Origin of the sequence: Micromonospora sp. NBC_01392, assembly GCF_045040125.1 — a bacterium.
Lineage (GTDB): Bacteria > Actinomycetota > Actinomycetes > Mycobacteriales > Micromonosporaceae > Micromonospora.
Genome location: NZ_CP109549.1, coordinates 6,470,117 through 6,492,569, shown reverse-complemented (window position 1 = coordinate 6,492,569; position 22,453 = coordinate 6,470,117). Strand labels below are relative to the sequence as shown.

The following is a 22,453-nucleotide window of genomic DNA, read 5'->3' as shown; positions in this document are numbered from 1 at the left end:
GGGCGCGGTCCGGCCCGCCCCCGGGTCGGCTCAGTCGCGGTGGTGCCGGCCGGTACGCAGGGAGCGGGCGTCGTCGGCGTTGTCGTCCGAGGCGAGCCCGGCGACCCAGTCGACGTACTCGTCGTCGGTCGTGGCGCCCGACTCGGCGGTCTCGTCGGCTGGCTCCGGGCCGCCCTTGTCCCGGTTGCGCCGGAACAGTCCGCGCCGGGTCTTCGACTTCCCGCCGGCAGCCTCGGCGTCGTCCGCCCCGGCGTGCCGTCCCCGGGACGCCTCCCGGTCGTCGTCCCCGGCGCCGGAATCGGAGCCCGAGCCGGAGCCCGAGCCGGAGCCCGAGCCGGTGGCCTGCTCCGGCACGGTCGTGCCGGTCCTCGCGCCGTCGGTCCGCGCCGGCACGGCTTCCTCCGCAGCGGTCCGGCCGGCCGGGCGGGCATTGGTGGCGAGCGCGTCCCACCCGGTGCTCCGACCCGGCTCGGGCAGGCCCTGATGGTGGGGACGGGGCGCCGGTTCGGCCCGGTTGGTCGCGTCGTCGCCGTCCCGGCCGGTGGCCGGCGTGGCGGGCGGACGGCCGGCCGGCCGGGTGATCGGCCAGGCCGGGCGCACGTCTCCCGCTCGGTCGGTGGCGTCCTCGAAGATCGGGAACCGTGGCCGGGGTGACGCGGGCGCGGGTTGGTCGGCCGGCTCGGGGTCGAAGAAGAAGCTGCGTGGCCGCCGGGCCGGTTGCGGCGGGGCCGTCGGCTCCCCGGTTTGCGTTCCGCCCGGCACGTCGGTGCCACGCGCGTCGGTGCCATCCGGGACCGGGTCGGCTGCCGTGGTGGCCGCGTCGGTGGCTCCGGCTCCGCCGGTTGCTCCGATCGCATCGGCAGCCCTGGCGGGTCGGGTGGCTCTCACCGCGCCCGCAGCCCGGACAGGGCCGGCCACGTCGGCGGCGTCGGGGGCACCGACCGCCGTGACCGGCGTGGCTGAGGACGGCGTGGCTGCGGACGGGCCGGTGTCCTCACCGGTGGGACGCGTCGGTCGGGTGCGGCCCGAGCGCCCGGTCCGGGGGGCTTCGGCCGGGTCGCCTGTCGCATCGTCCGCGAGCGGTGTGGGCCGGGTGGCGGCGCGGCTCCGGCGTGCCCGGGCGGCGCGTGGCGCGGCCTCCGCCCGCCCCGCCGTGACGTCCGCCGTCTGCTCCGCCGCGCCGTCGGACTTCTGCTCCGCGGTGCCGTCGGTCGTGTGCTCCGCCGTGCCGTCGGACTTCTTTTCCGCGGCGCCGTCGGACTTCTGCCGCGCGGTGCCGTCGGACCTCTGCTTCGCCGTGACGTGGGACTTCTGCCGCGCGGTGCCGTCGGACCTCTGCTCCGCCGCGGCGTCGGCCGTCTGCTCCGCGGTGCCGTCGGACTTCTGCTGCGCCGAGCCGGTGGGCTCACCGGTGGTCGGGATCGTGGCCCTCGTGCGCGCCAGGATGGTGGTCGTCGGCGTGACCGCGACGGATGGCGTGCCGGCCGTCGGGTCGGTGCCGGTTGCCTCCGGTGCGGAAACCGGCCGCATGGCCCCCCGCCCGTCGGCCCACGGCTCGTCGGCCCCGGCCCCATCGGTGTCCGACTCGCTGGTGCCCGGCCCGATGGCTCCCGGCCCGATGGCTCCCGGCCCGATGGCTCCCGGCCCGATGGCTCCCGGCCCGATGGCTCCCGGCCCGATGGCTCCCGGCCCGATGGCTCCCGGCCCGGTGGTGCCCGTTCCGGGCGTGTCGGAGTCGGCCGGAAGCGGCCCGGTCGACGGCTGCGGCTCCGGGCGGCCGGCGGCGAGGACGTCGATGGCCGAGGTGCGCCGGCCCGGCGGCAGCAGACCGGGCATCGGGGAGGTGCGGGCCGGATCCTCGTCGTACCGGACGCCGGCGGGCGTGACCGACCGGGCCGGTCGCTCGACGTCGGCGGACGACGCCGGACCGGCGTGTCGGGGCGCCGACGACGGCGGCGTGACGGACCCGCCGGCCTCCGGCCAGTCCCAGTGCGCGGGAGCCGGCGCGCCGGCCGTGGCCGGCACCGGCGCGGTGCCGGCCGGCGTCGTCGGAACGGGCGCGCTGGCCGGCAGCGGCGCGAGGATGTCGGTCGGGTCGACGGCGTCGGCGTTGCCCGGCCGGGGCAGCACCGAGGTCGCGGTCGCACCGAGCGCCCCGGCCGCCACCGCGATCAGCGCGCCGTAGTAGGGCGCGAGCTGGTAGCGGTCGGCCGCCGTGCCGGGACCGGCGGTCAGGTAGGCGAACGCCACCAGCACCGGCCCGGCCGCGCCGGCCGCGCCGCCGACCAGTGGCGGATGCCCGGCCCGGCGGGCCAGCACACCGATCGCGCCGCCCGCGAGCAGGGCCAGCGTGGGCAGCAGCAGCATGGCCAGGCGTTGCGCCGCCGGGGCGCCCAGCCAGGACGGTTCGAGCACCCCGAGGCGTACGGTGGCCAGCGGCCGGTTGGCGACGATCGTGGGTGCGACGGAGAGCAGGGCCAGCAGCCAGACGATTCCGGTGGTGATCGTGACGCCCCAGCCGAGCGGCGGCTTGAGCAGCACGGCGATCGCCGCGCCGGCGCCCACCACCGCACCGAGGACGGCGCAGATGCCGGCCGCCCAGACCGGGTCGACGGAGCCGCCCAGCTCGGCGGCGCGGGCCGGTTGCATGCAGAGCGGGGCGACCACGATCGCGCCGAGCGCGCTGACGCCGGCGATCGAGAGCAGCTCGGTGGTGCCACCGGGGAGGTCGTCGCGGCGGGCGAGGCGCCCGGTGAGGACGGCCCCGGCGACGGTGGCGACGGCGGCGAACCAGGCGACCCAGACGAGCTGGGCGGGCCAGCGGTTGACCGAGACGTCGACGAACGCGCCGTCCAGGCGGACGACGCCGAAGCCGTACGCGACGCCGAGCTGGCCGGCAGCGGCCAGCACACTCACCCCGAGTGCCGTGAGCAGCAGCCTGCCCCACGTCCGAAAGGCCATGTCGGGCACGTTACGGCCCGGTGGGGTGGTTCGCCACCTTGCCACCGCGCGGCGCGGCGAACCGCCGCCGGCGTGGCTACTTCAGCTCGACCAGCCGGGCGAGGTAGGTGGTGTCGCCGACATTGGTCAGCATGTGCACCGCCCCGGGGTCGCGGTAGACCACCCCGCCGGTGGGCTCGTCGGCGTCGATCGTGGTGCCGTCGATCGTCTGCACCACGTTCTTCGCGCCCTCGATCGCCACCACCAGGTACGGGTGGTCGTGGCGGTGCAGCGGCTGGCGCTCGCCCGGCTCCAGCCGGATGTGCCAGACCCGGACCCGGTCGTTCTCGTAGACGATCTCCTGGCCCACCGGGCCGAGTTCGAGGTCGGCGTGCTGGTGGGTCATCGTGTTCCGTCCAGTTGGGGGAGCACCTCGGCGGCGATCAGCTCCACGTGGTCGAGGTCGTCGAAGTCGATCAGCCGCAGGTGCACCCGGGTGGTCCCGACCGCGGCGAACTCGCCGAGCCGGTCGACGAGCTGGGCGGGGGAGCCGACCACCGGGTCCTCCGGCGGGAGCGCGCTGGCGACGTGCAGTGGCGCGGCCCGTCGCTGCGCCTCGGCGTCGGTGCGCCCGATCGCCACCACGATCCCGGCGGAGAGCGTCAGCGGCGCACGCCCGGACGCGTCGCGCCCGGTGCGGTCGCACGCCTCCCGGACCCGCTCGTAGGCGGCGGCCGTCTCGGCGACGCTCTTGAACGGCATGTTGAACTCGTCGGCGTACCGGGCGGCCAGCTCGGGGGTGCGCTTGGGGCCCTTGCCGCCGACGATCACCGGCGGGCCGGGCTGCTGCACCGGCTTGGGCAGCGCGGGCGCGTCGACCAGCCGGTAGTGCTCGCCGGTGAAGCTGTACGTCTCGTCGGACGGGGTGCGCCACAGCCCGGTGACGATCTCCAACTGCTCGGCCAGCCGATCGAACCGCTCGTTGACCGGCGGGAACGGAATGCCGCACGCGGTGTGTTCGCGCTCGTACCAGCCGGCGCCGATGCCCAGCTCGACCCGGCCGCCGCTCATCCGGTCGACCTGGGCGACCATCACGGCCAGCGGCCCGGGGAGCCGGAAGGTGGCGGAGGTGACGAGCGTGCCGAGCCGGATCCGGGACGTCTCCCGGGCCAGCGCGGCGAGCGTCAGCCAGGCGTCGGTGGGGCCGGGCAGCGCCGGCTCGTCCCCCATCGACCGGTAGTGGTCGGCCCGGAAGAAGCCCTCGAAGCCGGTCTCCTCGACCAGCCGGGCGAACCGGAGCTGGTCGTCGTAGTCCGCGCCGCGGTGGGGTTCGGTGAAGACCGTGACCCGCATGCTCACCGTCCTCCCGCCGCCGCGGCCCGCGGCGGCGTCTCGACCGGCGTGGCCGGCGGTCCCACCGGACCGGCCGGCGCGGGTACGCCGGGTGCGTCCCGTTCCATCAGCAGTTCGTGCAGCTCGGCGCTGATCCGGGCGACGTCGGCCAGGTGCGCGTGCCGGCCCAGGGTGCGGGGCCGGGGCACGGCCACCTCGACCACCTCGCGGATCCGGCCGGGACGCGGGCTGAGCACGACCACGCGGTCGGCCAGCAGCACCGCCTCGTCGATCGAGTGGGTGACGAAGACGATCGTCGCCTTCGTGTCCATGTGGACCCGTTGCAGCTCGCCGGAGAGTTCCTCCCGGGTGAGCGCGTCGAGCGCGGAGAACGGCTCGTCCATCAGCATCACGCGGGGTGAGCCGATCAGCGACCGGCAGAGTGAGACCCGCTGCTGCATGCCGCCGGACAGCTCGTGCGGGAGGCGCTTCTCGAAGCCGCCCAGCCCGGCCATCTCCAGCAGCGCCCGGGCCCGGTCGCGGTGCTTCGCCCGGCTCCAGCCGAAGATCTCCACCGGCAGCAGCACGTTGTCGAGCACCGTGCGCCACGGCAGCAGCGCCGGCCGTTGGAACAGCATGGCGACGTCCTGGCGTGGCTTCGTGATCGGCGTGCCGGCGACGGTGATCTCCCCGGCGGTGGCCGGCAGCAGGCCGGCGATCATCCGCAGCAGAGTGGACTTTCCGCAGCCGGACCGGCCGAGGACGGCGACGAATTCACCCTCGGCGACGTCGAGGTCGATGCCGCGCAGCGCCTCCACCCGCCCTGAGCGGCCGTCGAAGGTGCGGGACACCCCGGACAGTCGGATCATCTGCCGGCTCCCTTCCCACATCGTCCGAATGCGAATCGGGCTAGCGTAGCGGGGTTCGTCCGATGGTTCTGTCGGGGGTGGACGTCAACTCACCCCCCTTATGCACGTTCGTTTCCGTTCCGCAACCCGGACGGTTGCTGCGCGTCATCTGGCTTCTCGTACGCTGTTGCGCGCGAAGAGTCCCCTCGCGACGGTCCAGTCGGCCCATCCCCCCTGCCGACCCCGTCGGACCCACGACCCGACCGGCGAAGATGCCCAGGTCGGAAAGGACATGGTGCACTGATGAGAAGGTTGACCCGCACAGTCGCCGCGGCGGCGCTGGCGACCGCCCTCGCCCTCGTCGGCGGCTGCAGCAGCGACTCGGACAAGTCCGAGAGCAGCGGCGGTGCCGGCGGGACGCTGGAGAAGGTGACCTACCTCACCTCGTTCGGCAACTTCGGCCGTGACTCCTACGCCTGGGTGGCGAAGGACAAGGGCTTCTTCAAGGAGGCCGGCTTCGACGTCGACATCAAGCCGGGCCAGGGCACCGGCTCGGTCATCCAGACCATCACCGGCGGTCAGGCCGACTTCGGCCCGATCGACCTGACCGGTGGCATCCTCCAGCTCGGCAACGGCCAGGCGAAGGACTTCGTGGCGGTGGCCGCGATCCAGCAGCGCACGATGGCCGCCATCGTCACGGTCGAGGGCAAGAACATCGCCACGCCGAAGGACCTGGAGGGCAAGAAGCTCGCCGACACCCCGACGTCCGTCGTGCGCAACCTCTTCCCGACGTACGCGCGGCTGGCCGGCATCGACAACAGCAAGGTGACCTGGGTCAACGGTGAGGCGCAGGGCCTGATCGGCATGCTCGGCTCCGGCTCGGTGGACGGCATCGGCCAGTTCGTCGTCGGCCAGCCCACCGTCGAGGCGGTGGCCAAGAAGAAGCCGGTCGTGCTGCCGTACAGCAACGTGATGCAGGACCTCTACGGCAACGCGCTGATCACCTCCACCAAGATCGCCAAGGAGAAGCCGGAGATGGTGAAGAAGTTCACCGCCGCGCTGCTCAAGGGCCTGGAGTACTCGCTGGAGCACCCGGACGAGGCGGGCGAGATCCTGAAGAAGAACGTGCCGGCCGCCAACCCGGCCGCGTCCGCCGCCGAGCTTCGGCTGATGGCCGCGTACGTCCGGTCGAGCAACTCCGGCACCGCGATCGGCACGCTGGACAGCGGCCGGGTGGCCAAGAGCATCGCGCTGCTCCAGGGCGCGGGCGCGCTGAAGCAGAACCTCACCCCCGACCAGATCATCAACTTCGACCTCGCGCCGAAGGCCTGACCGGTCGCTCGGACCAACGGGGGTGCGACCCGCCGGGACACCCGGTGGGCGCACCCCCTTCGCGTGCCGGTCGTGCCGACCGGCCGGACAAGGAGGACACGTTGACGCAGTTGACCGAGGCCCGGCCGGGAGCGCCGGCGGAGCCGGCGCGCGCCCGGCGCGGTCGGGGCGTACCCCCGGCGGCGGTCGGCCTGCCGGTGCTCGGGCTGGTCATCGCGGTGGCCGCCTGGTGGCTGGTCACGTCCGTGCTGCACCTGGTGCACCCGGTCGCGCTGCCGCCGCCGCAGGCGGTGGCCCGTTCGCTCGCCGCCACCACCGACGTGCTGCTGCCCGCCCTGGGGATCACCACCTGGATGACGCTCTCGGGCTTCCTGCTCTCGTCGGTCGTCGGCGTGCTGATCGGGATGGCGCTGGCCGCGTCCCGCCGGGTGGAGCGGATGTTCGCGCCGCTGCTGGTGGCGGTGAACGCGGTCCCGAAGATCGCCTTCGGCCCGCTGCTCGTGGTGGCCGTGGGCTTCGGTCAGAAACCCATCCTGACCATGGTGTTCCTGCTCTGCTTCTTCCCGATCGTGCTCTCCACCGCCACCGGGTTGACCACCACCCCGGCGGACCTGGCGGAGCTGGGCCGGTCGCTGAACGCCTCCTGGTGGCAGTCGTTCCGCAAGGTGCGCCTGCCGGCCGCGCTGCCGCAGATCTTCGTCGGTCTCAAGGTGGCCATGCCGCTGGCCGCGATCGGCGCCGTGATCGGGGAGTTCTACTCGGACCGTCCCGGCCTCGGCTACCAGATCCTCCAGTACAACGGCGTGGGTGACACGGCGACCGCGTGGGCGGCCATCATGCTGGTGGCGCTGATGAGCATCGTGCTCTACGCGGCCCTGAGCGCGATCGAGCGGTTCGCCCTCCCGTGGGTGCGCGCCACCACCTCCGCCCGCTGACAGTCGACCGAGCACCGACCCTCGACCGAGGACTCCGACAGAGAGACCTCAACCCACGGTCGGCGGCCGACCACGACAGGTGTGGGCCCCGGCGCAACCGGCGCAGGGATCAAGCCTGACCGCCCGGAGCCGGTTGCGCCGGGGCCCACACCCCCACGGTGACCACTACCCGGCGAGCCGCCACCGACCCCCACGCGCCACCAGCGTCGTCAGCGCCTGCGGCATCAACCCGGAGTGGTTGTCCGGCGTCATCCGGATCGGGCCGGACAGGCCGTCGAGCTGCGAGGTCTCCAGCACGTCGCGCAGCGCGTCCCGGTCCACCTTCCCCCGGTCGCCGCCGGCGCGCTGCTCGGCGTCCGCGATGAGCTGGACCGCGTCGGCGGCGAACGAGGAGAACCCGTTGTAGCCGCCGAACCGGGCGGTGTAGTCCTGGAACCACTGCCGCCGGGCGGCCTTGGCCGGGGTGGTGGCGATGACGTCGTCGATCACCATCGTCTGGGTGAAGATCAGCGTGGCCAGCTCGGTGGAGCGGGCCGACGGGCCGAGGAACAGCTCGCCGGCGGCCGAGGCGTCGAAGAAGAGCGACCCGCGGTAGTTGCGCTGCCGGGCGGTGGTGGCGGCCAGCGTCGCCTGCTCCGGGGGCGTCCAGAGGATCAGGGCCTGCGGCCTCTTCTCGACCAGGTCGTCGATCTGCGTGCTCACCTCGGTGTCGGTGGTCCGCACCGCCTCGGCGGCGACCAGCTTCACCGACGCCTTGCCGAACTCGCGGCGCAGCGCGGCGACCCCTTCCTGGCCGTACCCGTCGGCGCTGTGCAGCACCGCCACCTTGCGGATGTTGCGCCGGGTCAGCTCGGTGGTGAGGGCCGCCGCGCTGTCCACCGCGTTCGGGGCCAGCTTGAAGACGTACCGGCGCTGGTCGACCGGCTCGGTGACCGCGCCGGCGGAAGCGAGCGCGATGGTCGGAATGCGCTTGTCGCTGATCGTGCGTGCCGCGCCGACGGCGCATTCGTTGCAGCCGCCCATGATGACGGCGCTCACCTGTGCGTCGCCGCTGAAATCATTGATGTTCCGCAAGGATTCGGCCGCGTCCGAGCGGTTGTCCTTGACTCTCAGTTCGATCTTCCGGCCGCCCAGCACGCCGGAGGCGTTCATCTGGTCGACCTTCAGTTCCAGCGCCCGCTGGTACACCTTGCCGATCGGCGCGGAAGCGCCGGAGAGTTCGAGGTCGGCGGCGATCACGATGGGGCTGGTGTCCTGCGGTTCCCCGCCGATCCCGCAGCCGGTGAGCGTGGTGGCCAGCACGGCCGATGCGAGCACCGCGATGCTCGCGGAGCGGATGGGGCTCAACTCAGTCCTCCAGGGTGCGGCGCGGGCCGGCGCCCGATCACCGCCGCTTGTCCGTCCTCAGTGGAGGAACGGGATTGGGGTGCCGTACGGTGTGCGCGAAGCTTGCAAAACCTTGCCAATGCCGGGCCCTGTGGTCAAGCGGGGATGCCGGATGCCGTTTCGGGACGGTCATCCCACATGCTGGGGACACGAAACGTTAACTGACAATTACTGCTCAGATGCGCTTGGCCACTCTGGAGTGACATCCCCTGTTCAGGGGGTTGGAGAAAAGAAGGTATTAGGTGACCGGATCACGGGTTGAGTCGACACCGACCGTTTCCTACCTCACCGCGGCTTCCCAAAAAGGATCTCGTCTGATGAAATCTCGGCCGTGCCGCGCGTGGCGCTGGCCGCTGCACCAGGCACGGGTCAGCGGGTCACGCGTGGAAGAAACGACGGAGGCGATGTCGTGAGCACCGGACCTACGACCCTGCCCGGGAGCCCCAGCGCCGAACAGCGGAATCGGCGGCGGCGTCTACCTCGGCTGCGTGACGCGCGGATCCGCTCCAAGCTCGCCCTCATCCTGGTCGTTCCGGTGGCGGCTGTCATCGCACTGGCAACTATCCGACTTATCTCGGTGGGTCAGGGCGCGTACGAGGCGGACCAGGTCCGGGCGCTGACCGCGGTCTCGGTCGACGTCTCGGCGCTCACCCAGGACCTGCACAAGGAACGGATGGCGGCAGCCGCCTTCCTGGCCGACACGAACCAGAAGCCGGACGACTACAACCTGCGGGTCCGTCGCACCGACGAGCGCATCGCGGCCTACCGGGAGGAGCGCGGCGCGCTCGGCGACGTGCCGGCCGCGGTCCGGGACCGGCTGAAGGTGATCGACGACCACCTGGAGACGCTGAACGGCACCCGCCAGGAGGTGCTCGACCGCCTCCAGATGCCGGTGGCCGAGGCGAGCCTGCGCTACGGCATCGTCCTCGACGACCTCGTCGCGTACGGCGACACGCTGGCCCAGCAGCCCGGCGCGGAGAGCCTCGCCGACGCCCGCCGCGCGGTGGCCGCGTTCGCCCACGCCAAGGCCGAGGTGGCGGAGGAACAGGCGGTCGTGTTCACCGCGCTCGCGGTCGGCAACCGGATCGACGAGGAGCAGTTCTCCTCGTTCGTGGCCACGCTGACCGGCCAGCAGGAGGCCCTGCTCTCGTTCTCCCGGGCCGCCGCTCCGGAGCAGCGGGGCCTGGTGGACCGCACCGTCTCCGGTGACGCCGTCCAGCTCGCCGACCGGGTCGCGGCCGACCTGTCCCGGTCCATCGGCAAGCCCGCGCTGGTCACCCGCGACGAGGCGTCCGCCGCCATCGGCGCGGTCGACGACCTGATGCGGTGGGCGGAGATCCAGCTCCTCGACGAGCTGCTCGCCGACGCCGACGCGGTCCGCACCGACGTGATCCGGCAGGCGTTCGTGGAGAGCCTGCTCGTGCTGCTGACGCTGGCCGTCGCCGTGACGCTCGCCGTGGTGCTCGCCCGCTCGCTCAACGACTCGCTGCGTCGGCTCCGTGAGGGCGCGCTCTCCGTGGCCAACCACGACCTGCCGGACGCGGTGAGCCGGCTGCAGAACATCAACGCCATCGGTGACGGTGGCGTGGACGAGATCGTCCAGCAGGTGCGGGACCCGATCAAGCTGACCAACCGCGACGAGGTCGGTCAGGTGGCGGTGGCCTTCAACGTGGTCCACCGGGAGGCGGTCCGGGTGGCGGCCGAGCAGGCCGCGCTGCGGACCAGTGTCTCGGCGATGTTCCTCAACCTGGCCCGCCGCTCGCAGAGCCTGGTCGACCGGATGATCGGCGAGCTGGACGCGATCGAGCGCGGCGAGGAGGACCCGAAGCGGCTCGCCCAGCTCTTCGAGCTGGACCACCTGGCCACCCGGATGCGCCGCAACGACGAGAACCTGCTGGTCCTGGCCGGCGCCGACTCGGCCGTGCCGCGCCGCGACGACGCGCTCCTGGTCGACGTGCTGCGCGCCGCCCAGTCCGAGGTGGAGCTCTACAACCGGATCGAGTTCGGCACCGTGGACATCGACATCTCGGTGGCCGCGCAAGCCGTCAACGACGTGGTCCGTCTGGTCGCGGAGCTGCTCGACAACGCCACCCGGTTCTCGCCGCCGAACACCGTGGTGGTGGCCGACGGCCGGCGGATCCGTGACTACGTGCTGATCCAGGTGGAGGACCGGGGCCTCGGCCTCACCGACGACCAGCTCGACTCGCTCAACCGGCGGTTGGCCGCGCCGCCGACCGTCGACGTGGCCGCGTTCCGGCTGATGGGTCTGGCCGTGGTCAGCCGGCTCGCCTCCCGCCACGGGATCCGGGTCGAGCTGCGCCGCAACGTCGAGGGTGGCACGGTCGCCCAGGTCACGCTGCCGAACTCGACGGTGGTGCTGCCGGCCAACCGGGGCCAGGCCCCGCTGACCCGGCCGCGCCAGCCGCTCGCCGTCGAGCAGTCGCCGCTCAGCCAGGTCGGTGCCGCCGACGCGCTGGCCGGCGCCGGTCGGGGCGGCACCGCCACCCTGGCCGACCAGTGGCGCAGCACGGTCACCCCGCCGCCCGCGCGGTGGCAGGCGCCCGCCGAGGCGCGGGACACCGCGCCGGCCGTGCAGTTCGGCGGCATGCCCGGCTCGCTGCCGCCGGTGCCCGCCGCAGCCCCGGTCGCCGCCGCGCCCGCAGCCGCGCCGGCCCCGGAGACGGGCTGGTCGGCGGGGGGCCCGACGGTCGCGTACCCGGCTCTCGAACCGCTGCCCAAGCGGACGCCGAACGGCGACACGGCGACGACGACCGACCCCGCGCCGTCGGCCTTCCAGCCGTTCGCCGCCACGCCGGCGGTGGAGGCCACCCCGGCCGCGCCGGTGGTGGCCCGACCGGACCGGCCGGCCGAGGCGCCGATATTCCGGGAGATGGAGGCGGTCTGGTTCCGCTCGCACGGAGAGGACGAGACCACCATCTTCACCCGTCCCCGGTTCGACGAGCCGCCACCCGCCGCGGTGCAGCCCGCCCCGGCGCCGCCTGCCCCGGCGCAGCCCGCCGCGGCGGCCCGGCCGCCGCTGCCCACCCGGACCCCGGGGGCCCAGGCTTCGGGGCTGAGCACACCGCCCGCGTACAGCCCGCCGGCGGCCCCGTCCACACCGCCCGCCCCGTCCACACCGCCCGCCGCGGCGCCGCCGGCGGTGAACCCGCCCGCGCCGGAGCCCGCGCCGGCTCCGCCGATCGACCCGGAGGCGTGGCGGACGGCGGCCGACGACGGTTGGTCCCGGGCCAGCCAGGCCGCGGAACCCACGACCGGCGGCACGACCCGGTCCGGCCTGCCCAAGCGGGTGCCGCAGGCGCAGCTCGTGCCGGGCGGGATCGAACCGAAGAGCGGCCGGGACCGCAGCCGACGCACGCCGGACGAGGTACGGGGTCTGCTCTCCGCCTACCACCGTGGCGTCCAGCGGGGCCGCACGGCCGGCACCGATCTGAACAGCACCTCGACCAAGGAGACGAACCGATGAACAGGCCGGCGGCCATGCAGGACATGGGTTGGTTGCTCACCAACTTCGCCGACAGTGTGGCGGGTATCGCGCACGTGGTGGCGGTGTCCGCGGACGGGTTGCTCCTCGCCTCCTCCCGGGATCTGCCCCAGGACCGGGCCGACCAGCTCGCCGCGATCACCTCCGGCGTGGTCAGCCTCACCGAGGGCGCGGCGCGGATGTTCAGCGCCGGCGGGGTGTTGCAGACCGTGATCGAGATGGACAGTGGCTATCTCTTCCTGATGTCCATCAGCGACGGCTCGTCGATGGCCGTGCTCGCGGCCCGTAGCTGTGATGTCGGGCAGGTCGGCTACGAGATGGCGTTGCTGGTGGAGCGGGTCGGTCAGGCGCTGGTGCCGCTGCCGCGGGACGCCGTCCGTTCGTGACGCTCTGTTGACCTGGTGATCCGGAGCCGGTCCGGCTCCGTACGAGGGGAGGTGATCGCGAGATGGAACCGCGACGTGATCCGCGTGGCGCGTTGGTGCGACCGTACGCGGTCACCCGCGGCCGCACCGAGCCGTTGCAGAACATCGCGCTCGAGGCGGTCCTGTCGAGCACGGCCACCCAGTCCGCCGAGGCGCGGTTCGCCGGGCACGACAAATACCGCATCTCCTCGGTCTGTGAAGGCCGGGCACAGTCGCTGGCGGAAATCGCCGCTTACACCCGGATGCCGCTGGGCGTCACCCGGGTGCTGGTCGCCGACATGGTGGCCGAGGGCCTGCTGACGCTACACAGTGCCGCTCCCGCGACGGGCTTCGCGGCGCGGATGAACCTGCTTGGAAGGGTGCTAAGTGGACTTCGCGAACTATGACCCCGACGGGGCGAGCCGCGGCCGGGAGATCATCTCCGCGAAGATCGTGATCGCGGGTGGCTTCGGGGTGGGTAAGACCACCCTGGTCGGGGCGATCTCCGAGATCCAGCCGCTGACCACCGAGGCGTTGATGACAGCGGCCGGCGTGGGCATCGACGACTCGTCGAAGGTGCCGGGCAAGGAGACCACCACGGTCGCCATGGACTTCGGCCGCATCACCATGGCCGAGGACCTGATCCTCTATCTCTTCGGGACGCCGGGCCAGACCCGCTTCTGGTTCATGTGGGACGAGATCATCCGGGGCGCGGTGGGCGCGGCGGTGCTGGTGGACACGCGCCGGATCACCGACGCGTTCGCGCCGCTGGACTACTTCGAGAACCGCAAGCTGCCGTACGTGGTGGCGCTGAACCGGTTCGACGACGCGCCGCACTACGAACTGGAGGAGATCCGGGAGGCGCTCGCCATCTCGCCGGACGTCCCGCTGGTGATGTGCGACGCCCGGCACCGGGACTCGGTCAAGCAGGTGCTGGTGACCGTGGTCGAGCACGCCATGCTCCGGCTCCAGGCCGAGCACGGCTACCCGGCTTCGGTGGGCTGACCCGGCGCGTCGACCCTCAGCTACTGCGCCTCTGAGCTGGGGAAACCTAGGATCCTCTCGAGCGCTATAACGCTGTGTGACGAAGTTTTCACAGTGTGCGCAGATGAGAGGGGATCCGATGCGCACAGTCAGAGGCATCACCGCACTGGCCGCCGGTGCCGTGCTCGGCGTCGGCCTGGTGGGGGCGCCCGCCCAGGCGGCGGTGACGAACGACACCACCCGGGCCAACACGTTGACGGCGATGCAGGGGGAGGCGTTCGCGTACGCCAGCTACCTGGCGTACGGGGCGGAGGCGGCGCGTAACGGCCACGGCGGCATCGCCAAGCTGTTCACGGCCACCGCCGCCACCGAGCTGAACGAGCACTTCACCGAGGAAGCGGCGCTGATCGACTTCGTCGGCTCGGACGTGGCGAACCTGCGCGAGTCGATCGCCGGCGAGTGGCACGAGGCGACAGTGGTCTACCCGGGGTTCGCGCGGCAGGCCCGCCGCGACCGGTGCCCCCGGGCTGCCCGACTCTTCGACGAACTGGCGGCCGACGAGGCGAGACACGCCTCGCAGTTCCGCCTCGCCCTGTTCGCCATCACCCATCCGGGATCCGGGGCGCGGGTCCCGGTCGGCGAGGCCGTCTCGCCGGTGCCGATCACCGCCGGTGGGCCAGTCTGCTCCGGTGCGACGCAGGCCAACCTGGAGGCGACCATCCACGGCGAGGCGTTCGCGTACGCGAAGTACACGCTCTACGCCCGGCACGCCCGCGACGGCGGTCGGCTGCGCCTGGCCCAGCTCTGGGAGAACACCGCCGGTCAGGAACTCGGCGAGCACTTCAGCGAGGCGGCCACGCTCGCCGGCCTGGTCCGCGGCGACGCGGTGAACCTCCGCACGGCCATCGACGGCGAGATCTACGAGGCGACCACCATGTACCCGTCCTTCTCCCGTCAGGCGGCCTCGGTCGGCGAGGACGAGGCGGCCGACCTGTTCGCCGAGATCGCCCACGACGAGGCCGGGCACGCCTCGGCGTTCCTGCTCGCCCTGGTCGACCTGGAGGTCGGCGGCGCGGGCGGGGCACGCGACGCCCGCCGGAGCTGAGCCGGCTCAGTCCACCCGGAGGCGGTAGCCGCGCTTCACCACGGTCTGCACCACCCGGGGCGCCCGCAGCCCCACCCGCAGCCGGGCCACCGCCATCTCGACGGCGTGTTCGTCAGCGCCCCGGGGCAGCGTGCGCAGCAGCGCGGTGCGGGAGAGCACCTTCCCGGGCGACGCGGCCAGCGCCCGCAGCACGGCCATCGGGGCCGGCGCCAACTGGCGCAGCTCCCCGTCCACCACCGCGGCGTGACCGCGCAACGTGAGCACGTGCCCCGCCGCCTTCACCGAGACCGTGCGGCGGGGCAGCTCCTCGACGATGGTCCGGACCAGCGCGCCGAGCCGGGCCCGGCTCGGCGCGCTGACCGGCACCCCGCGCCGCACCAGCGGTTCGGCGGTGACCGTGCCCACGCACCCGGCCAGCACGTCGCCGCGCAACGCCGCCAGCACCGTCTCGGTCCGGTCCCCGGCGGCCCGCAGCAGCGCCTCGGCCGCCGGGGCGGAGGTGAACGTGACCGCGTCGACCAGCCGGCCGGCGACCAGGTCGATGAGCCGGTGCAGCGGCGCCGGGTCGGCCGGTGGCGCCCACCGGTAGACCGGCACCTCGATCACCGTGGCCCCGGCCGCGACCAGCGCCTCGGTGCACTCCGGCTGCCGGTCGCCGTGCAGTTGCAGCGCCACCACCTGGCCGGCCACGCCGCGCCGGACCAGGTGCTCGACCACCTCGTCGCAGGACTCCGAGGCGGGCGACCAGTGCTCACGCAGCCCGGCCGCGCGGATCGCCCCGGTCGCCTTCGGCCCGCGGGACACCACGTACGCCCGGGTGAGCGTGTCCCGCAGCGGCTCGGCCAGCCCCCAGCCCTCGGCCGCCTCCAGCCAGCCCCGCATCCCGATGCCGGTGTTGGCCATCAGCACGTCCGGCGGGTGTGCCAGGCAGGCCCGGGTCGCCTCGCGCAGGTCGGTGTCGTCGGCCAGCGGCACGATCCGCAGCGCCGGGGCGAGCACCACCCGGGCGCCACGCCGCTGGAACAACGCGGCCAGCTCGTCGCGCCGCCGGTCCGCGGTGACCCCGATGGTGAAGCCCGCCAGTTCGTCCCGCATTCACTCCTCCTGCCGCAGCCGCACCTCGACCAGGCCGTCCCGGCAGCGCACCCGGTGCCGCCGCAGCGTCACCCCGGGCAGGTCCAGGCAGTGCCCGGTGGTGAGGTCGTACACCTGCTTGTGCAGGGGGGAGGCGAGCGTCGGCACCCCGCCCCGGCTGCCCACCAGGCCCCGCGACATCACGTACGCGCCGCCCACCGGGTCCAGGTTGTCCACCGCGAACAGCCCGCCGACGGTGCGGAAGAGCGCGACCTGCACGCCGTCCACGAGCGCCGCCACGCCCCGGTCGAGGTCGAGCCGGTCCAGCGGGCAGACCGGCGTCCAGCCCAGCGTCACGGTCGGGCTCATCGGCGTACCTCCGGCAGGCCCAGCACGACGGGCTGCCGCCGGCCCTCCCCGCCCGGTGGCGCGCCGCGCGCCGGCACCGGCTGACCGCGCTCCACCGCGAAGGTGATGGACGGGTCCGGCACGTCCGGCGCGTTGACGAACGAGGTGAAGCGGCGCAGCCGTTCCGGGTCCTCCAGCACGTCCCGCCACTCGTCGGAGTACCCGTCGACGTGCCGGGCCATCGCCGCGTCGAGGTCGGCGCAGAGCCCCAGCGCGTCGTCCACCAGCACCGACCGGAGGTGGTCGAGGCCGCCGTCCATGGCCTCGATCCAGGCGGCCGTCCGCTGCAACCGGTCCGCGGTGCGCACGTAGTACATGAGGAACCGGTCGATGAGCGTGACCAGCTCCTCGGTGCTCAGGTCGGTGGCGAACAGGTCGGCGTGCCGGGGCCGGAAGCCGCCGTTGCCGCCGACGTACAGGTTCCACCCGGTCTCGGTGGCGATGACGCCGAAGTCCTTGCCGCGCGCCTCGGCGCACTCCCGGGCGCAGCCGGAGACCGCCGACTTCAGCTTGTGCGGCGCGCGCAGGCCCCGGTAGCGCAGCTCCAACGCGATGGCCAGCCCGACCGAGTCCTGCACGCCGTACCGGCACCAGGTGTCCCCGACACAGGACTTCACCGTGCGCAGCGCCTTGCCGTACGCGTGCCCGGACTCGAAGCCGGCGTCGACCAGCCGACGCCAGATCTGCGGGAGCTGGTCGACCCGCGCGCCGAACAGGTCGATCCGCTGCCCGCCGGTGATCTTGGTGTAGAGCTGGAAGTCCCGCGCCACCTCGCCGATCGCGATCAGCTTCTCCGGCGTGATCTCCCCGCCGGGGATCCGGGGCACCACCGAGTAGCTGCCGTCGCGTTGCAGGTTGGCCAGGAAGTGGTCGTTGGTGTCCTGGAGGGACGCCGCCTCGCCGTCCAGCACGTGCCCGGTGCCGAGCGAGGCGAGGATCGAGGCCACCACCGGCTTGCAGATGTCGCAGCCGCGTCCGCGCCCGTGCTCGGCGACCAACCGGGAGAACGTGCCGATGCCCCGCACCCGGACCAGGTCGAACAGCTCCTGTCGGCTCAGGTCGAAGTGCTCGCAGAGCGCGGTGGACTGCCGCACCCCGGCGGCGTCCAGCAACTGCTTCAGCATCGGCACGCAGGAGCCGCAGCTCGTGCCGGCCCGGGTGCACGCCTTCAGCGCCGGCACGTCGGTCGCCCCGCCGGCGATCGCCGCGTCCAGGTCGGCCCGGGTCACCGCGTTGCAGGAGCAGACCTGCGCGGCGGCCGGCAACGCGCCGGCCCCGGCCCTCGGGCCGCCGGCCGGGGCCAGCAGCGCCAGCGGGGGACCGGGCAGCGGGCCGCCGACGCTCGCCCGCAACGTCGGGTAGGCGCTCGCGTCGCCGACCAGCACGCCACCGAGCAGCGTCCGCGCGTCGTCGGAGAGGACCAGCTTCGCGTACGACCGGGTGGCCGGGTCGGTGTACGTCACGTCGAGGCAGCCGGCGGTGACGCCGTGCGCGTCGCCGAACGAGGCCACGTCCACGCCGAGCAGCTTCAGCTTGGTCGCGGTGTCCGCCCCGGGGAACGTTGCCGCGCCACCGAGCAGCCGGTCGGCGACCACCTCGGCGGTCGCGTACCCGGGCGCGACCAGGCCGTGGCAGACGCCCTCCACCGCCGCGCACTCGCCGACCGCCCAGATCCGCTCGTCGGCGGTCCGGCACGCCGCGTCCACAAGCACCCCGCCGCGCGGGCCCAGCGGCAGCCCGGCGGCGCGGGCCAGCTCGTCGCAGGGCCGGATCCCGGCCGCGACCACCACCAGCTCCGCGTCGACCGTGCGGCCGTCCGCGAGGTCCAGCGCGGCCACCGTGCCGTCCGGTCCGGGGCGCAACGCCGTGGTGGCCACCCCGAGGTACGGGGTGACGCCCAACTCCTCCACGTAGCGCCGCAGCATCGCCCCGCCGGCGTCGTCCACCTGCACCGGCATCAGCCGGGGCGCGAACTCGACCACGCTGGTGGCGAGCCCCAGCAGGCGCAGCGCGTTGGCCGCCTCCAGGCCGAGCAGGCCGCCACCGATCACCGCGCCGGTCCGCCGGCCCTCGGCGTGTGCCCGGATCGCGGCCAGGTCGTCGAGCGTCCGGTAGACGAAGACGCCCGGCAGGTCGGTGCCGTCGACCGGCGGGACGAACGCGTACGAGCCGGTGGCCAGCACCAAGGCGTCGTACGGATGCTCGCCGGTCGCCGTGGTCACCACCCGCCGTGCCCGGTCCACGCCGGTGGCCGGCTCGCCCAGCCGCAGCTCCACGCCGGCGTCGGGGGTGTGCAGGCTCAACTCGTCCGCGTCGACGCCGTCGAAGACGGCCGAGAGCCGCACCCGGTCGTACGCCGGGCGCCGTTCCTCGGCCAGCACGGTGACCCGCCACCGCCCGTCCCGGTCGCGGGCCCGCAGCGCCTCCACGAAGCGCTGCCCGACCATGCCGTTGCCGACCACCACCAGCCTGCTGATCCGCTCGCTCATGACACCTGCACCGCCTCCCGATCCGCATCCGTCTCGCGTACCTCGTCGGTTGTCGGCGGGTCCGCCTCGGCGAGCCAGGCGGCGATGCCGGTCACCGCGTCGCGGCAGCCGCCACAACCGGTGGCGGCCCGGGTCGCCGCGGACAGCGCCGCGACGCTCCGGGCGCCGGCCCGCCACCCCGCCACCAGTGCGCCCCTGGTCACGTCGTTGCACCGGCACACGACGGCCGCGTCCGGCATCAGCGCCGGGGACGCGGCCGGCTCGGCCGGTGCGCCGACCGCGCGGCCGAGCAGCAACGCGCGCCGGTCCGCGGGGACCGGCGCGCCCCGGTCGAAGAGCTGCACCACGGTGCCGACCGCCGGGTTGTCGCCGAGTAGGATCGCGCCGGTCAGCCGCTCGTCGCGGATCCGCAGCCGGGCGTACGTGCCGCGGGCCGGGTCGGCGAACGTCAGCTCCTCGACCGGGCCGGGCCCGTCCGGGTCGCCGGTCCCGGCCAGGTCGCCCATCGCGGCCAGGTCGATCCCGGCCGCCTTCAGCCGGGTCACCGTCGGTCGGGGCCGGTAGCGGGCCGCCTCGTCGTCCCCGGTCAGCACGTCGGCCACCACCCGTGCCTGCGTCCAGGCCGGCGCGACCAGCCCGGTCAGCGTCCCGTCGTGCTGGGCGCAGTCGCCCACCGCCGAGATACGTGGGTCGCTGGTCCGCATCCGGTCGTCCACCACCACGCCCCGGTCGACGGCGAGCCCGGCCGCCCGGGCCAGCGCGGTGTCCGGGCGTACGCCGCAGCAGAGCACCAGCAGGTCGGCCGCGAGCGGCTCGCCGTCGGCCAGGTGGAGCCGGACGCCGTCGGCGTCGGCGGTCACCCGGGTCGCCGGCACGCCGAGCCGGGCCCGGACGCCGAGCCCGGTCAGCGTGCCCGCGAGGACCGCCCCGGCGGTCGGGTCGAGCTGCCGTTCCATCAGGTGCCCGTGCGGGTGGACCACCGTCACGTCGAGGCCCCGGGCGGCGAGGCCCCGAGCCGCCTCCAGCCCGAGCAGCCCGCCGCCGAGCACCAGGGCGCGACGCGCGTCCCGGGCGACGGCGAGGATCCGCCGGCAGTCGGCGAGCGTGCGGAACGGGACCACCCGGTCGGGCAGCGGGTCGAGCCCGGGCAGTGGTGGCACCGCGGCCCGGCTGCCGGTGGCCAGCACCAGATGGTCGTAGCCGTACCGGCCGCCGTCGGCGGTGTGGACCTCCCGGGCCGCCCGGTCGACGGCGGAGACCGACGAGCCGGTCCGTACGTCCACCCGTGGACCGAGCGCCTCGACCAGCTCCACGTCCGGCTCGCCGATCTTCCCGGCGAGCAGCGTGGAGAGCATGATCCGGTTGTACGCCCGGTGCGGCTCCGCCCCGAGCACGGTGATCCGCCGGTCCCCGCCCCGCGCGTGCAGCTCGGCGGCGAGCCGGGCCCCGGCCATGCCGTACCCGACGACGACGACGCGCCCGGTCATGCCCGCTCCACCCGGACCGCGCAGATCTTGAACTCGGGCATCCCGGAGACCGGGTCGAGCGCGTCGTTGGTGACCGAGTTGGCGCGGGCCGCGCCGGGCCAGTGGAACGGGGCGAAGACGGTGTCCGGCCGGATCGCCGGGCTGAGTCGGGCCGGCGCGCGCAGTTCGCCCCGGCGGGAGACCACCCGTACCGGCGTCCCGTCGGTCACGCCGAGCCGGGCGGCCAGGTCGGGGTGCAGCTCGACGAAGCCGCCCGGCGCGGCCCGGCGCAGCGCGGCGACCCGTCGGGTCTGCGTGCCGGACTGGTACTGCGCCAGGACCCGGCCGGTGGTGAAGTGCAGCGGATATTCGGCGCAGACCGGCTCGGCGGCCGGGCGGTGGGTCACCGGGTGGAACCGGGCCCGGCCGTCCGGGGTGGGGAACCGGTCGGCGAAGAGGCGGGGCCGGTCCGGTCCGTCGACGTCCGGGCAGGGCCAGAACACGCCGTTGTCGGCGTCGATCCGGTCCCAGGTGATCCCGGCGTAGTCGGCCGGGCCGCCGGCCGAGGCGCGGCGCAGCTCCTCGAACACCGTCCGCGGGTCGGTCGGCAGCGGTGCGCCGCCGGTCAGGCGGGCGGCCAGCGCGGCGAGAATCTCCAGGTCGGTCCGGACGCCGGCGGGTGGCGGGCGGAACGCGCGCCGGCGCAGCACCCGTCCCTCCAGGTTGGTCATCGTGCCGTCCTCCTCGGCCCACTGGGTCACCGGCAGCACCACGTCGGCCAGCTCGGCCGTCTCCGAGCGGAGCAGGTCGGCGACCACGAGCAGGTCGAGGTCGCGCAGCCGGGACTCGATCCGGGTCGCGCGCGGCGCGGAGACGACCGGGTTGGAGCCGAACACCAGCAGCGCCCTCGGCCCGGACGGGGTGCCGAGCGAGTCGAGCAGTTGGTAGGCGGGCACCCCCGGGCCGGGCAGCGTCGCCGGGTCGACGCCCCACACGCCGGCCACGTGCTCCCGGGCTGCCGGGTCGTCGATCCGCCGGTAGCCGGGGAGCTGGTCGGCCTTCTGCCCGTGCTCGCGTCCGCCCTGCCCGTTGCCCTGCCCGGTCAGGCAGCCGTAGCCGGAGCCGGGGCGGCCGGGCAGGCCGAGCGCGAGCGCCAGGTTGATGAAGGCGGTGACCGTGTCGACGCCCTTGGCGTGCTGCTCGGCCCCCCGGGCGGTGAGGATGATCGCGCGGTCCGCGCCGGCCAGCGCGCGGGCGGCGGCCTCCAGGTCGGCCACCGGCACCCCGGAGAGGCGCTCCACCTCCGCCGGCCAGCAGCCGGCGACGGTACGCCGGACCTCGTCGAACCCGGTGGTACGCGCCGCGACGTACGCCCGGTCGACGAGTCCCTCGGTGAGCGCGATGTGCAGCAGCGCGTTGGCCACTGCCAGGTCGGTGCCGGGCAGCGGTTGCAGGTGCAGGTCGGCCTGGCGGGCGGTGGCGGTGGCCCGGGGGTCGATCACGATCAGCCGGCCGCCGCGCTGCCGCTGGTCGGCGACGTGCCGCATCAGCGGCGGCATGGTCTCGGCCGGGTTCGCGCCGACCAGCAGCAGCGTGTCCGCCCGGCCCAGGTCGGCGAGCGGGAACGGCAGGCCCCGGTCGACGCCGAAGGCGCGGTTGCCGGCCGCGGCGGCCGACGACATGCACCAGCGTCCGTTGTAGTCGATGTGCCGGGTGCGCAGCGTCACCCGGGCGAACCGGCCCAGCGCGTACGCCTTCTCGTTGGTCAGCCCGCCGCCGCCGAAGACCGCGACCGCGTCCGGGCCGTACCGGTCGCGGACCGTGTGCAGGCCGGCGGCGACCCGGTCGAGCGCCTCGTCCCAGCCCGCCGGGCGCAGCTCGCCGCCGGGCCGGTCGCGCAGCAGCGGCGTGGTGAGCCGCTCCGGGTGGTCGAGCAGCTCGGCGGCGGTCCAGCCCTTCTGGCACAGCCCGCCCCGGTTGGTGGGGAAGTCCCGTGCGCCGACCTCGACGCCGGCACCGACGCCGCGCAGCACCATGCCGCACTGCAACGCGCAGTACGGGCAGTGCGTGGCCGCCTCCCGGGGGAGCACCCCCGATCGCGTCGCCACGCGTGCACCGTCTGTCATGTCGGAAAAGCGTGCCGCCGGGCGGTTTCCGGCCCGGGTCCCTTCTGTTTCGGTCCTGTCAAGAGCGCCTCACACCGCACGGGGCTGACGGAACGGATCGACTGGTCTAGAATGTGAGAAAT

At 74.2% G+C, this 22,453-nt stretch carries 17 protein-coding genes; 7 read left to right on the top strand and 10 right to left on the bottom strand.

The window, feature by feature from the left end; translation table 11 throughout:
• Positions 1-30 precede the first annotated feature (30 nt).
• The 4 genes from OG767_RS28255 to OG767_RS28240 form a co-directional block, all read right to left on the bottom strand.
• Complete coding sequence (locus tag OG767_RS28255) at positions 31-2,961, bottom strand: hypothetical protein (RefSeq protein WP_405091221.1); 2,931 nt, start codon at positions 2,959-2,961, stop codon at positions 31-33.
• 76 nt (positions 2,962-3,037) lie between these two features.
• Entirely contained in the window at positions 3,038-3,346 is a 309-nt protein-coding gene (locus OG767_RS28250; protein ID WP_405091220.1) for a cupin, read from the bottom strand.
• Entirely contained in the window at positions 3,343-4,293 is a 951-nt protein-coding gene (locus tag OG767_RS28245) for an LLM class F420-dependent oxidoreductase (RefSeq protein WP_405091219.1), read from the bottom strand. The genes OG767_RS28250 and OG767_RS28245 overlap by 4 nt, the downstream gene beginning before the upstream one ends.
• Before the next feature lie 2 nt (positions 4,294-4,295).
• Positions 4,296-5,141, bottom strand: a complete 846-nt coding sequence (locus tag OG767_RS28240) for an ABC transporter ATP-binding protein (RefSeq protein ID WP_405091218.1) — start codon at positions 5,139-5,141, stop codon at positions 4,296-4,298.
• 282 nt (positions 5,142-5,423) lie between these two features.
• On the opposite strand from OG767_RS28240, the gene OG767_RS28235 reads away from it, so the two are divergent.
• Both OG767_RS28235 and OG767_RS28230 read left to right on the top strand, forming a co-directional pair.
• Positions 5,424-6,452, top strand: a complete 1,029-nt coding sequence (locus OG767_RS28235) for an ABC transporter substrate-binding protein (protein WP_405091217.1) — start codon at positions 5,424-5,426, stop codon at positions 6,450-6,452.
• Positions 6,453-6,553: 101 nt separating this feature from the next.
• Complete coding sequence (locus tag OG767_RS28230) at positions 6,554-7,387, top strand: ABC transporter permease (RefSeq protein WP_396769503.1); 834 nt, start codon at positions 6,554-6,556, stop codon at positions 7,385-7,387.
• Between the two features lie 165 nt (positions 7,388-7,552).
• Here the strand turns inward: OG767_RS28230 and OG767_RS28225 are convergent, their stop codons facing one another.
• Entirely contained in the window at positions 7,553-8,734 is a 1,182-nt protein-coding gene (locus tag OG767_RS28225; RefSeq protein ID WP_405091216.1) for an ABC transporter substrate-binding protein, read from the bottom strand.
• A 448-nt stretch (positions 8,735-9,182) separates the two neighbouring features.
• Here OG767_RS28225 and OG767_RS28220 point away from each other — a divergent pair, with 448 nt between their 5' ends.
• From OG767_RS28220 to OG767_RS28200, 5 genes are all read left to right on the top strand, one after another.
• Positions 9,183-12,257, top strand: a complete 3,075-nt coding sequence (locus OG767_RS28220; RefSeq protein ID WP_405091215.1) for a nitrate- and nitrite sensing domain-containing protein — start codon at positions 9,183-9,185, stop codon at positions 12,255-12,257.
• Positions 12,254-12,661, top strand: a complete 408-nt coding sequence (locus tag OG767_RS28215) for a roadblock/LC7 domain-containing protein (RefSeq protein WP_089155226.1) — start codon at positions 12,254-12,256, stop codon at positions 12,659-12,661. Before OG767_RS28220 ends, OG767_RS28215 begins: the two co-directional genes overlap by 4 nt.
• A gap of 62 nt (positions 12,662-12,723) precedes the next feature.
• Positions 12,724-13,086, top strand: a complete 363-nt coding sequence (locus OG767_RS28210; protein ID WP_091065900.1) for a DUF742 domain-containing protein — start codon at positions 12,724-12,726, stop codon at positions 13,084-13,086.
• Complete coding sequence (locus OG767_RS28205) at positions 13,067-13,684, top strand: ATP/GTP-binding protein (protein WP_281938056.1); 618 nt, start codon at positions 13,067-13,069, stop codon at positions 13,682-13,684. Before OG767_RS28210 ends, OG767_RS28205 begins: the two co-directional genes overlap by 20 nt.
• A 118-nt stretch (positions 13,685-13,802) precedes the next feature.
• Entirely contained in the window at positions 13,803-14,768 is a 966-nt protein-coding gene (locus tag OG767_RS28200) for a ferritin family protein (protein WP_405091214.1), read from the top strand.
• A 6-nt stretch (positions 14,769-14,774) separates the two neighbouring features.
• Here OG767_RS28200 and OG767_RS28195 read toward each other — a convergent pair whose 3' ends face one another.
• Genes OG767_RS28195 through OG767_RS28175 form a run of 5 tightly spaced genes read right to left on the bottom strand, consistent with a single transcriptional unit; the run spans position 14,775 to position 22,331 of the window.
• A complete protein-coding gene (locus OG767_RS28195; RefSeq protein WP_107157472.1) occupies positions 14,775-15,863 on the bottom strand; it encodes a uroporphyrinogen-III synthase in 1,089 nt (362 codons plus the stop codon).
• On the bottom strand, positions 15,864-16,211 hold the full coding sequence (nirD, locus tag OG767_RS28190) for a nitrite reductase small subunit NirD (RefSeq protein WP_405091213.1): 348 nt from the start codon (positions 16,209-16,211) through the stop codon (positions 15,864-15,866). It lies immediately after the preceding gene.
• Entirely contained in the window at positions 16,208-18,739 is a 2,532-nt protein-coding gene (gene nirB, locus OG767_RS28185; protein WP_405091212.1) for a nitrite reductase large subunit NirB, read from the bottom strand. The genes nirD and nirB overlap by 4 nt, the downstream gene beginning before the upstream one ends.
• Positions 18,736-20,226 carry an FAD-dependent oxidoreductase gene (locus OG767_RS28180; RefSeq protein WP_405091211.1) on the bottom strand — a complete coding sequence of 497 codons (1,491 nt, stop codon included), beginning with the start codon at positions 20,224-20,226 and terminating at the stop codon, positions 18,736-18,738. Before OG767_RS28180 ends, nirB begins: the two co-directional genes overlap by 4 nt.
• Positions 20,223-22,331, bottom strand: coding sequence for a molybdopterin oxidoreductase family protein (locus OG767_RS28175; protein ID WP_405091210.1), 2,109 nt, complete (start codon positions 22,329-22,331; stop codon positions 20,223-20,225). Before OG767_RS28175 ends, OG767_RS28180 begins: the two co-directional genes overlap by 4 nt.
• Positions 22,332-22,453 lie beyond the last annotated feature (122 nt).